Origin of the sequence: Arcobacter siniprincipis (SeqCode), from assembly GCF_048571125.1 — a bacterium.
GTDB classification, from domain to species: domain Bacteria; phylum Campylobacterota; class Campylobacteria; order Campylobacterales; family Arcobacteraceae; genus Arcobacter; species Arcobacter siniprincipis.
The window spans coordinates 3,184,563-3,196,360 of the sequence record NZ_CP182343.1 but is presented as its reverse complement, the minus strand read 5'-3'; the positions used below and the strand labels follow the sequence as shown (position 1 = coordinate 3,196,360).

The following is an 11,798-nucleotide window of genomic DNA, read 5'->3' as shown; positions in this document are numbered from 1 at the left end:
TTATAAAATAAAGGAAAAATTTAATGTTAAAAAATAATAGATTAAAACTGATATTATTAATTTGTTTTATGGTCTTGTCTTTAGAGGCAAAAGATATTAAAGTTATCGGACCATGGGAGATTTCAGGGATAGAACCAACACAATCTGGTTTTATCTTTTCAAGAATGCAAGTTGCAGAAACACTAGTATCTACAGATGAAAAAGGAAATTTAATTCCAGGTTTAGCAAAAAATTGGAATGTATCAAAAGATGGTTTACTTTGGAAATTTAAGATTCGAAGAGATGTTGAGTTTCAAGATAACACAAAATTAGATGCAAAAACTATTGAGTATAATTTAACAAGAGAAAATCTTTTAAAAAAAAGTATATTAAGATATCTTCCAATAGAAAGTATTCATGCTGTAAACAATACTATAGAAATCAAATTAAGTTCACAATTTAGTGCATTGCCAGCATATTTTGCTCATTATAGTACTATTATTTTATCGAAAAACTCTTTTGATAAAGAAGGAAAAATAATAAAAGTAATTGGAACAGGTGCTTATAAAATAAAAAACTTAACTGCTCCATTAAAAATAAAACTTACACGATTTGACAAGTGGTGGAAAGGTAAAGCAAATATTAAAAATATCACTTATTTGTCAGTAGGAAAAGGTGAAACAAGATCACTTATGATAAAAAGTCACGAAGCAGATATTGCTTATTCATTACTCCCAATTTCCTTAAAATCTTTGAAAAAAGATCCAACTTTGAATACAACAATTGTAACTATTCCTAGAGCAAAATTATTAAAAGTCAATCTTGGTTCATTTTTCCTAAAAGATATTAATGTAAGAAGAGCTATTAGCTTAGCATTAGATAGAGAAAATATGGCTAGAATTATTTTAAAAAATGAAAACTTAGCTGCTAATCAACTTTTCCCACCATCAATGAAATTATGGAATAACACAAATATAAAACCAATAAAACAAAATATTACAGAAGCAAATAAACTTTTAGATAAAGCTGGCTGGGTACTAAAATCTGATGGATATAGATATAAAGATAATAAAAAATTTGAGCTTTCTTTAAATACTTATCCCAATAGACCTGATCTACCTGTTTTAGCTACTGCAATTCAGTCACAATTAAAAGAAGTAGGTATTGATGTAAAAGTTTTAATTGATAGTTATACTGAGATTGTAAGAAAACATAAAGATAACACTTTAGAATTGGCATTTATGAGTAGAAACCTTGCATTGATTCCTAATCCACTAGGAACATTACTTCAAGATTATGGTAGAGGTGGAGCAGATTGGGGAGCAATGAATTGGACAAATGAAAAAATGTTTAAATATTTAACTCAATTAAGAAAAAAAGACAACAAAGACTTACATAATAAAATCACTCAAATTATGTATGAAGATTTACCAGTTATTCCAGTTGCATGGTCAGAATTAGCAGTTGTTTCAAACAAAAAGATTAAAAACTTAAAAGTAGACCCTTTTGAATTGAACTACTTCTTATCAGATATTAAGTTAGATAAATAGTTAAATGAAAAAAATAATTATAACAAGAGTAATACAAGTGTTAATGCTTGTATTACTTATCAGTACGGTATCATTTATAATGATGCAATTACTTCCAGGGGATCCAGCTTTAAAAATTGCCGCAGGTAGATATGGTCCAGATGGGATGACAGCAGAGATTGCACAAAGTGTTAGAGAAGAGTTAAAACTTGATAACTCAGTATTTCAATTATATTTAAACTCCTTATATAATCTTTTACACTTTGACTTAGGTTACTCACTTATAAGTGGAGAGAAAGTAATACATGAACTTAAAACTCAAATGGGTTATTCTTTATATTTAGCTTTTATTTCTTTTATTTTGTCATTAATTATGGCTGTACCTTTAGGTATTTATTCTGGTGCAAGAGATAATGGAATAGTTGATAAAATAGGATTTTTGCTATCTATATTTTTTAGAGCTATTCCACCTTTTATACTTGGATTATTATTGATGTACTTATTTAGTATATACTTTAGAATACTTCCACCTGCAGGATTTGAGAATTGGAAATACTTAGTTCTTCCTGCTTTTACTTTAGCATTAGGTTTAGCCGCTGTCTCAAATAGACTTATAAAAGAATCAATGCTAGAAGTTTCTAATTCTTCGTATTTTACTTACGGAAAGTATAAAGGCTTGAGTGACTTAGCCTTAGTTAATAGACATGGAATTAGAAATGCTTCTATTTCTGTTATTGCTTATTTAGGTTTACAATCAATATATCTAATTGAAGGAGTTGTAATAGTTGAATCAATTTATGCCTTTCCTGGTATTGGACATGCTTTAGTTCATGCAGTTATTGCAAGAGATATTCCTATGATACAAGGTACAGTTTTAGTTATGGGATTGTTTTTTATATTAATAAATTTTTTTACAGATATGATAACAAGTATTTTAGATTCAAGATTAAGGATAAAGCATGCTTAAAAAAATCAATTCAACATTTATAGGATATTTTATATTAATCGCTTTATTTTTATTTATAATATTTGTACCAAATTTCACTGGTCTTGATCCAAATAAACAAAATCTAATGAATGCATTAGCAAGTTTTAGCACTTCAAATTTATTAGGTACAGACCAATATGGAAGAGATATGTTAACAAGACTTGCTTATGCTACTAGATTATCTTTTCTCTTAGCATTTGTTACTATGATAACAGCTGCTATTCCTGGCATTTTATTAGGAATATTAGCAGCTTATAAAAAAGGAATTATAGAAAAAATTTTGATTTTAATTTCAGACATTATTCTTTCACTTCCTGGTTTATTATTAGTTTTATTACTAGTAGCATTTGACCCAGGTAATTTATTACTTTTATATTTAGGATTATCTTTATCTTTATGGGTTGAGTTTTTTAGAGTAACTAGAGCAAAAACTAAAACTATTTTAGTGCAACCATATATTGAATCAACAAAATTATTAGGATTTTCTACTTTTTATATTTTGAAAAAACAAATTTTCCCACAATTATTTCCAATGATATTTACCCTTGCAACTTTTGCTATGAGTACTGCAATTATTGCAATATCAACTTTAAGTGCAATGGGTATTGGTCTACATCCACCAAGGGCAGAACTAGGTGGTATGATTGTCGAGTTTATGCCATATTTTGATGAAAAAGTAACACTTATCTTACTTCCATCTTTTTTTATATTTTTATTAATATTATCATTACAATTGATTTCTAAAAGGAGATTTTAATGGGCTCAAAATTAGAAATTATTGATTTATTTATAAGTTTAAATGATTCAATTATAGTGCAAGATATAAATTTATCTTTAAATGAAGAAGAACCTTTAGTTTTATTAGGTGAATCAGGTTCTGGAAAATCTCTGATAATTGATGCAGTTATGGGAACTTTGCCAAAAGAGTTTAAAATTACAGGACAAATAATTTTAAATGGTCAAGATATATTAAAACTTTCAAGTAAAAATAGAAAAAAGTTATGGGGAAAAGAGATTGCTTATTTACCCCAAGAACCATGGAGAGTTTTAGATCCAACCATGAGTGTTCTTAATCAAGTAAGTGAAGTGCATAAATACATTCATAAGGAAAAGAGCCCAAAAGAAAAAGCACTTTATGACTTAAAAGAAGTCTCACTTGAAGACTCAAGAGACTCATATCCTTTTGAATTATCAGGAGGAATGTCACAAAGAGTAACTATAGCCATAACACATGCATTTAATAGTGATGTTTTATTGGTAGATGAGCCCACAAAAGGACTTGATAAAGATTTATGTGGAAGTATTGTTGAAAGATTAAAAAAAGAGATAAAAAACAAAAAATTATTATTTGTAATAACACACGACATAGATATTGCAAAAAACCTAAAAGGAAATTTAGGAATAATACAAAATGGTAAATTAATCGAATATGATAAAAATGAACTATTATTCCAAAATCCAAAACACCCTTATACAAAAAAGTTATTATCAAGTGAAACATCAAAATGGGAAGTTGAAAAAAGTGAAGTTATAGATGAAGTTGTAATTGAAGCAAAAAATTTAAGTAAAGCCTACAATGATAAAAAGCTATTTTCAGATTTAAATTTTAAATTAAAAAGAGGAGAAATCACAGCAATAGTTGGAAATAGTGGAAGTGGGAAAAGCACTTTAGGTGATATTGTACTTGGTCTTAGAGAACCTGATAATGGAAAAATTAACAAACCATTATCATCAAAAAATATACATTATCAAAAAATCTATCAACAACCACCAAGTGCATTTTTACCAAACCAAATACTAAAAAATAGTTTTGAAGACTTAATCAAAGTTCACAATATAAATATGAATGAAGTCTATAAACTATTAGAAAAAGTAAATTTAAAAAAAGAGTTATTAAATAGAAAGCCTGATGAAATTTCAGGGGGTGAACTTCAACGAATAGCAATAATAAGAGTACTATTACTAAAACCTATTTTTATATTTGCAGATGAAGTAACATCACGACTTGATCCAATTAGCCAGCAAGAGGTAATATATTTACTTCTTGATATTGTAAAAGAAGATAAATTATCTCTATTATTAGTTACCCATGATAGAGTATTGGCAGAGAAAATATCAAATAAAATCTTGTATATAAACTAAAAGCCTTTTTAAGCTTTTAGTTTTTAAAAATAGTCATTTACTTTTGTATCTTACCTTGTATGTCATATTCAATAAAAATTGATAATGATATATTAAATATTGATAATAGTAATTTAGCTTAGTTCATATATTTTTCTTTTAAGGTTGTTCTACAAAAGAGTAAAACAACCTTTAAAATAAACAACTACTTTTGAATTGGTCTTATTTTAAACCAAGCTACATAAAGTGCTGGTAAAAATAGTAAAATCAGTGCTGTTCCACCAATAAATGTGTATGCCATAAAACCCCAAAATACTCAATAAGTTAAAGAAATAAAAGCAAGTGTAGTTAAAATAACTGGTCTCTCTCTTCAATCTGTAGTATCTTCATATAGAGCATTAGGTGGAGGTTGGTAATATTTTAGTTACTAAAAATTTGGTTGGAAATCAACTTTTTATTTTCCACATATAAGAATTCTTCATTAAGAAATATATATTTAGAGGAATAGGCAATTATTTTAGATAATTATTCTATTGAAAATTTTCATATTTATCTATAATAAAATAGATAAGATTTTATATTATTAGGAGAAGAAATGAAATATGTAATTATAAATGATAAAAAATATGAATTAAAAGATATTCCACAAGATACACCAATATTATGGGTATTAAGAGATTATCTAAATATGACAGGAACAAAATTTGGCTGTGGAGTTGCTCAATGTGGAGCATGTACAGTACTTTTAGATGATAAAGCAATTAGAAGTTGTTCAACTCCTCTTAGTGAAGCTATAGGGAAAAAGATAACTACAATTGAAAATAAAGAAGATAAAGAGCTAAAAGCTTTACGAATAGTTTGGAAGGAACATGATGTAGCTCAATGTGGATATTGTCAACCAGGTCAAATTATGAATGCAAGTGCTCTTTTAAAATCAAATAAGAATTCATCTAGTGATCAAATAAAAGAAGTAATGAATGGAAATATTTGTAGATGTGGGACATATAACAAAATTTTAAAAGCAGTTTCGACTGTAGCGAAAGGATAAAAGATGAAATTAGAAAGAAGAGAATTTATAAAAAATAGTACACTCTTAACATCCGCATTTATTATTGGATTTAATTTACCTATAAAAGGTAAAGCTGCAGCTATTGAAAAAAGTAATGTATTAGACCCAAATGCTTTTATTACAATTGCTCAAGATAATACCATCACTTTTTTCTTAGGTCAAGTTGAAATGGGACAAGGTATATATACTGGAATTGCACAATGTATTGCAGATGAATTAGATGCAAAATGGGATGAAATAATTTTTGAACCAGCCCCTGTTAAAGATGTATTTAATATTCCAGGAATGCCTATGATGATTACTGGTGGTTCAATGAGTATTAAGACTCAACAACAAAGAGTTCGAGAAGTGGGAGCTACTCTTAGATTAATGTTAAAACAAGCAGCAGCTAAAAAATGGCAAGTAAGATTATTTGATATAGAGACAAAAGACTCTTATGTGATAAATAAAAGAACAAAAGAGAAACTCTCATATGGTAATTTAGTAGATGATATTAAAAAAATGCAATTACCAACTGATGTAAAAATAAAAGAGCCAAAAGAATATAGACTTATGGGTAAATCATTAAAAAGACATCCTATTGAAGTTGAAGAAAAAATTACTGGAAAAGGTATTTTTGGAATTGATGTAAGAGTTGAAGATATGAAATATGCATCACTTGTTCACCCAAGAGTTTTTGGAGCTAAAATAAAAAGTTATGATGACTCTAAAGCTAAAAATATGCCAGGAGTTTTAAAAATAAAACAACTTCCAAATGAAAAAATTGCTGTAATTGCATCACATTGGTGGCAAGCAAAAAATGCTATGGAGCAAATAACAGTAGTTTGGGATAATGGAGAGTTTGCAAATGTAAGTTCATCTGATTTGGACAAAGAGTATAAAGATTATCTAACAAAAGAAAATAATACTATGAGAAAAGATGGGAATATTGATGAATCTTTTAAAAATGCTCATAAAATTGTAGAAGCAGAGTATATTTTTCCATATTTAGCCCATGCAGCTATGGAACCAATTAATTGTACAGTACATCATAAAAAAGATTCTGCTTATATGTCAGTTGGTGGTCAAATGCAAACTATCTATAGAGATGTATGTGCAGAAATTTTAGAAGTAAAAAAAGAAAATGTTGAATACTATACGAACTATTTAGGAGGTAGCTTTGGAAGAAGAGCAAATCCAACTGCTGATTTTATTAAAGATGCCGCTTATGTATCAAAAAATGAACCTTATGCAATAATGACTTTATGGACAAGAGAAGATGATATAAAAATGGGATATTATCGACCCCTAAGTTATGCTAATGCAAAATTATCTCTTGATAAAGATGGAAATATTACAGGTTTTAAAGCAAATCTTATAAATCAATCTTTAACAAAAGGTACACCTTTTGAGCAATTTATGTTTAAAAATGGTATTGATGGAACGCAAAGAGAAGGTTTGGAAGATCATCCATATAAAATATCAAGTCATGATTTAAAATCATTTTGTCCAGATTTACCTGTAACTGTTTTATGGTTGCGTTCAGTTGGACATACTGTTTCAGCACCAGTAGTAGAAAATATCATTGACCAAGCAGCCAATGCTTTAAATATGGATCCACTTGATTTTAGAATTAAAAATTTAAGAAATCCAAGATATATAAAACTCTTAGAAAATGTTGCGAAGCAGTCAGATTGGGAAAAACGCGAAAAAAACAGTGGTTATGGAGTTGCAATTGCAGAATCTTTTGGAAGTATTGTTGCTTATGTAATAAAAATAAAAGTTGAAAATAATGATTTTAGAATACAAAATGTATGGAGTGCAGTTGATTGTGGATATGCAATGAATCCACTAGGAATTGAAAATCAAATTGAAAGTGCTGTTAACTTTACAATTGGATATGCAAAATATGCACAAATCACATTAACAAATGGAGCAGTTGACCAAAACAATTTCTATGATTATGAAGTAAATAGAATAAAAGATGCACCTGATTCAATAAAAGTTGAGATTATAAATTCTGGAGAAAAAATTGGTGGTATCGGTGAAGTTGGAGTTCCTCCAATGTTTGCAGCAGTTATAAATGCAATAGCAGATGCAACGGGAAAAAGATACACAAGTTTTCCAATTAAATTGGGATAAGTTCATGTTTGAAGATAAAGAACATTTAAAGTTTATTCAATATTGTAAAGATAAAAAACTTGATGTTGTAGTAACCAGCGTTATTGAAACACAGGGTTCTACTTATGCCAAAGTTGGAAATAAAATGCTTGTAAATTCAAATGATGAATTTGCAGGTGTTTTAGGAAGTAAGTTTTTACAAAATAAAATAATAGAATCTTCAAAAGAAGCTTTAAAAACTGGTCAAATATTTACTTTTGAATCAATCCCACAAGATGAATCCTCAGGTCATGGAACTTCAAAATATAAAATAGAACCATTTTTTTATGAAAAAAATTATGACAAAATTAATGAATATATAAAAAAAACTTATTCTCTTTTGATTTTTGGCTCCGGAGCTCATGTTACTTCCTTGATTCTTATGGCAAATTTAATGGGTTGGGAAACAACAGTCATAGATATAAAGATTCATAAAGAGTTTGTAAAAGAAGCTGATACCTTATTGGAACTTGAAAGTATAGAAAATATTTTAGATATGGATTTAAGTTCATATAATGCTTCAGTTATTTTAAGTCATAATCCAAAAACGGATGATATGTATTTAAAAGCATTACTTAATTCAAATATGAATTATATAGGAATGATGGGAAATAAAAAGAATATGCAAAGAATAAAAAAAGAGTTTGCTTTAGAAAATGACAAACGATTTTTTGCTCCTATTGGTTTGGAGATTGGTGGGAACACTCATCAATCTATTGCTTTATCAATATGCTCACAAATTGAGGCTAGAAAAAATGGAAAAATCTAAAGATTTAGCCATTATTATCTTAGCTGCTGGAACATCTTCAAGATTAGGAAATATTACAAAACAGTTATTAAAATATAGAGAAGAAACTTTTTTAAAAATTACAGTCAAAAAAGCTTTAGCTCTGTCTTCTGATGTTTTTATGATACTTGGATATGAAAAAGAGGCTTGTAAAAAAGAGTTAGAAAATTTTAATATTAATATATTATTTAATAAAGATTATGAAAAAGGTATAGGAAGTTCTATCTCTTTTGGAATTGAACACACACAAAACTATAAAAATAGTTTGATAATACTTTGTGACCAACCATTTGTTCCAATTGAACATTTACAATCATTAAAAAATGCTATGAATAATAAAACTATAATAGCAACACAATATGAAAATTCAAAAAGCTCTACAGTCCCAGCTATTTTCCCAAAAATATACTATGAAAGATTACTCAAATTAAAAGAAGATTATGGAGCAAAATCAATTTTAAAGAATGAAAAATGCATTAGTATAAGTTTAGAAAAAAAGTATTCTATTGATATTGATACCGTTGAAGATATGAAAAGTGGAATAACCCAATAAGAGAGCTTATGAAAAAAATATTTATAACAGGTTCCAGTGATGGAATTGGACTTTATGTAGCAAAAATGCTTATAAAACAGGGGCACGAAGTGATATTTCATGCCAAAGACATTACTCGCGCAAAACATATATATAAAGAAATGGGAAAAGTTAAGGTTATTGTGGGAGATTTAAGTGATTTTGAAGAAATCAAATCATTAGCCAAAGAGGTCAATAATTTAGGCAATCTTGACACTATTATTCATAATGCTGGGCTGTTTCATACTTCTAATGAATCCATCTTTAAAGTAAATGTTTTAGCGCCTTACATGCTTACAGTTCTTATAAATAGACCTCAAAGGCTCATTTATATTGGTTCAAATATGCATCCACAAGGTAAAATAAATATTTTAAATTTGAGTTTAGAAATAGGAGTTGATTACTCAACATCTAAACTTTATATTTTGATGTTGAGTTTATTCTTTGCTCGAAAATGGAAAGATGTCTATGTCAATGTGGTTGATCCAGGATGGGTAAGAACAAAAATGAGTAATTATAATGCACCAGATAGTTTAGAAGATGGAAGTGCTACTCAAATATGGTTAGCAACAAATAGTGATGCAAAGATGAGTGGGAAATATTTCTATCATCTTCAAGAGACTTTATACTCTTCAAAAGCTAATGATATTAAAGCTCAAGAAGAACTTATAAAATTGTGTGAAAAATCAACAGGCGTTATATTTTAAATTAATTTTACAAAAAGAGGCTTGTATAAATATTGAGCTTAAAAAAAACTTTTTGTAGGGATATTGATACTTTAGAAGATGTAAATCTTTTTTTAAATTAGAAGAATTACTCGTACTTAGTTTTAAGCATGAGTAATCCTTTAAATTTTTATTATGCTTTTTCTTTTTTATATGTATAAACTGCAGTTACACTTGCCATGAGTGTGGCAACTGCTAAAATGATTGCACTAAATACAAAAGTAATTTCATAACCGTAAATATCAAAAAGTAAACCTCCACCTGCAGCACCTACGGTAATAGCCAATTGTGCAACTGCAACCATCAATCCTCCACCAGCTTCTGTATCATTAGGTAAAGTTTTACTAAGCCATGTCCACCAAGCAACTGGGGCTGATGTTCCCAAAAGTCCCCAAAAACTCATAAGAATAAATACAGCTAATAAAGAATCTCCAAAATAAAGAAGAGAAATTACAATAATTATCATTAAAAAAGGAATGATAATTAGTAAACTATAAAGTCTTGTTTTTAAAATATTTCCAATAACAAAAGTTCCTATAAGACCTGATACACCCATAGCTAATAAAATTAGTGATAGTGTTTCAACATCTACACCTGTATGTATTTCTAGAAAAGGTCTAAGATAAGTAAATAGTGCAAATTGTCCCATAAAAAAGAACATTGTTGCAAGCATTCCTAAAGTAACCTTCCATTGTTTTAAAAGTTTAAATACACTACTAAGCTTTGGTCTATGTCCATATACATGCCGTGCAGGCAAGTGTGGCATACTTTTATATTGCCAGATGAAAGTAATAACAGCAATTGGAACAATACAAAAAAATGCTCCTCTCCACCCAATAATCCCACCAAGAAAACTTCCCAAAGGAGCTGCAACTGTAGTTGCTAAGGCATTTCCACCATTTAAGATAGCTAATGCCTTTGGTACAATTTCTTTAGGTACAAGGCGCATAATTGTAGCAGCTGACATAGACCAAAACCCACCAATACAAATACCTAAAACAGCTCGACCAATCATTAATATATTTGAATTAGGTGCAAATGCTACCATTACCCCTGCTACACCCATTAAGGCTGTAAAAAAAAGTAATACGCTTCTTCTATCTGTATGTCCAATAATTGATGTAATAAAAAGGCTCGTAACTAATGCAAATAGCCCTGATATTGATATAGATTGTCCCGCATGACCTTCTGTGATTGCTAACTCACTTGCTATTGGTGTTAGTAAACTTACTGGCATAAATTCTGATGCAACTAAAACCATTGCACATAATGACATTGCCCAAACTGCTCCCCAAAGTGGAACAGAAGATTCTTCATTAATTTTTATTCTTTTCTTCATGTTTTTCCTAATAATATTTTAAAGTTGTTTGCTATGTGATAGATAGGCACAAGAAGAGTATTTCTTGTACCTTAATATGTATAATTGAGTGATAAGAAAATCATTTGAGATCAAATGTGATAGCAATATCTTCTGAACCAAGAGTTTCTTCTAAACTATGAGTATCATCAATATGACCTATCTTTGTATACCTATATGGTGTAGAAAAAGTTTTATAAAAAAGAACTAAACTGTAATTATCATAAAGCATTATATCTCCAGCATTTATAAACTTAGGGCTATAACTGTCTGTTGGCAAAGCTTTTGAAAAGTGATAATACTTTTCATTGCTATGTAGGTCATTCATAGTGATAGATAGTGGTAGCCTTTTTTTTAATTCTTTTACTGTTTCATTTTCTTCTAGCGTTGCAACAAACTCTTTTTGACCTATTGTAATTGTAATTTTATTGCCCATATCCTTATCCTTTTGTTTTATTTCATTTGCAGTAATTGTCATAAAACTTTGTAAAAATAGTAATAATGAAAAAATGATTAATAGTTTTTGTTTCATA

The 11,798-nt window shown here is 28.6% G+C and carries 11 protein-coding genes; 9 read left to right on the top strand and 2 right to left on the bottom strand.

Features of this window, described 5'->3' with window-relative positions:
- Nucleotides 1–23: 23 nt before the first annotated feature.
- From ACNI3D_RS16265 to ACNI3D_RS16225, 9 genes are all read left to right on the top strand, one after another.
- Nucleotides 24–1,529, top strand: coding sequence for an ABC transporter substrate-binding protein (locus ACNI3D_RS16265; RefSeq protein ID WP_419767728.1), 1,506 nt, complete (start codon nucleotides 24–26; stop codon nucleotides 1,527–1,529).
- A 4-nt stretch (nucleotides 1,530–1,533) separates the two neighbouring features.
- Nucleotides 1,534–2,475 (top strand): ABC transporter permease, encoded by a 942-nt coding sequence (locus ACNI3D_RS16260; protein WP_419767727.1) that lies wholly within the window; start codon nucleotides 1,534–1,536, stop codon nucleotides 2,473–2,475.
- Nucleotides 2,468–3,253, top strand: coding sequence for an ABC transporter permease (locus tag ACNI3D_RS16255; RefSeq protein WP_419767726.1), 786 nt, complete (start codon nucleotides 2,468–2,470; stop codon nucleotides 3,251–3,253). Before ACNI3D_RS16260 ends, ACNI3D_RS16255 begins: the two co-directional genes overlap by 8 nt.
- On the top strand, nucleotides 3,253–4,638 hold the full coding sequence (locus ACNI3D_RS16250; RefSeq protein ID WP_419767725.1) for an ABC transporter ATP-binding protein: 1,386 nt from the start codon (nucleotides 3,253–3,255) through the stop codon (nucleotides 4,636–4,638). The genes ACNI3D_RS16255 and ACNI3D_RS16250 overlap by 1 nt, the downstream gene beginning before the upstream one ends.
- Before the next feature lie 574 nt (nucleotides 4,639–5,212).
- A complete protein-coding gene (locus ACNI3D_RS16245; RefSeq protein ID WP_419767724.1) occupies nucleotides 5,213–5,665 on the top strand; it encodes a (2Fe-2S)-binding protein in 453 nt (150 codons plus the stop codon).
- A 3-nt stretch (nucleotides 5,666–5,668) separates the two neighbouring features.
- Entirely contained in the window at nucleotides 5,669–7,807 is a 2,139-nt protein-coding gene (locus tag ACNI3D_RS16240; RefSeq protein WP_419767723.1) for a xanthine dehydrogenase family protein molybdopterin-binding subunit, read from the top strand.
- Between the two features lie 4 nt (nucleotides 7,808–7,811).
- Nucleotides 7,812–8,594, top strand: coding sequence for an XdhC family protein (locus tag ACNI3D_RS16235; RefSeq protein ID WP_419767722.1), 783 nt, complete (start codon nucleotides 7,812–7,814; stop codon nucleotides 8,592–8,594).
- On the top strand, nucleotides 8,581–9,165 hold the full coding sequence (locus tag ACNI3D_RS16230; RefSeq protein WP_164969757.1) for a nucleotidyltransferase family protein: 585 nt from the start codon (nucleotides 8,581–8,583) through the stop codon (nucleotides 9,163–9,165). The genes ACNI3D_RS16235 and ACNI3D_RS16230 overlap by 14 nt, the downstream gene beginning before the upstream one ends.
- Before the next feature lie 8 nt (nucleotides 9,166–9,173).
- Entirely contained in the window at nucleotides 9,174–9,890 is a 717-nt protein-coding gene (locus tag ACNI3D_RS16225) for an SDR family NAD(P)-dependent oxidoreductase (protein ID WP_419767721.1), read from the top strand.
- Nucleotides 9,891–10,041: 151 nt separating this feature from the next.
- Here ACNI3D_RS16225 and ACNI3D_RS16220 read toward each other — a convergent pair whose 3' ends face one another.
- A complete protein-coding gene (locus ACNI3D_RS16220; RefSeq protein ID WP_258238667.1) occupies nucleotides 10,042–11,247 on the bottom strand; it encodes an MFS transporter in 1,206 nt (401 codons plus the stop codon).
- Nucleotides 11,248–11,347: 100 nt separating this feature from the next.
- On the bottom strand, nucleotides 11,348–11,797 hold the full coding sequence (locus ACNI3D_RS16215) for a cyclophilin-like fold protein (protein WP_375724965.1): 450 nt from the start codon (nucleotides 11,795–11,797) through the stop codon (nucleotides 11,348–11,350).
- Nucleotide 11,798: the final 1 nt, after the last annotated feature.

What these genes read in the sequence shown, in the direction of transcription:
- ACNI3D_RS16265 (WP_419767728.1), top strand. Translation starts at nt 24, where the DNA reads ATGTTAAAAAATAATAGATTAAAACTGATATTATTAATTTGTTTTATG.
- ACNI3D_RS16260 (WP_419767727.1), top strand. Translation starts at nt 1,534, where the DNA reads ATGAAAAAAATAATTATAACAAGAGTAATACAAGTGTTAATGCTTGTA.
- ACNI3D_RS16255 (WP_419767726.1), top strand. Translation starts at nt 2,468, where the DNA reads ATGCTTAAAAAAATCAATTCAACATTTATAGGATATTTTATATTAATC.
- ACNI3D_RS16250 (WP_419767725.1), top strand. Translation starts at nt 3,253, where the DNA reads ATGGGCTCAAAATTAGAAATTATTGATTTATTTATAAGTTTAAATGAT.
- ACNI3D_RS16245 (WP_419767724.1), top strand. Translation starts at nt 5,213, where the DNA reads ATGAAATATGTAATTATAAATGATAAAAAATATGAATTAAAAGATATT.
- ACNI3D_RS16240 (WP_419767723.1), top strand. Translation starts at nt 5,669, where the DNA reads ATGAAATTAGAAAGAAGAGAATTTATAAAAAATAGTACACTCTTAACA.
- ACNI3D_RS16235 (WP_419767722.1), top strand. Translation starts at nt 7,812, where the DNA reads ATGTTTGAAGATAAAGAACATTTAAAGTTTATTCAATATTGTAAAGAT.
- ACNI3D_RS16230 (WP_164969757.1), top strand. Translation starts at nt 8,581, where the DNA reads ATGGAAAAATCTAAAGATTTAGCCATTATTATCTTAGCTGCTGGAACA.
- ACNI3D_RS16225 (WP_419767721.1), top strand. Translation starts at nt 9,174, where the DNA reads ATGAAAAAAATATTTATAACAGGTTCCAGTGATGGAATTGGACTTTAT.
- ACNI3D_RS16220 (WP_258238667.1), bottom strand. Translation starts at nt 11,247, where the DNA reads ATGAAGAAAAGAATAAAAATTAATGAAGAATCTTCTGTTCCACTTTGG.
- ACNI3D_RS16215 (WP_375724965.1), bottom strand. Translation starts at nt 11,797, where the DNA reads ATGAAACAAAAACTATTAATCATTTTTTCATTATTACTATTTTTACAA.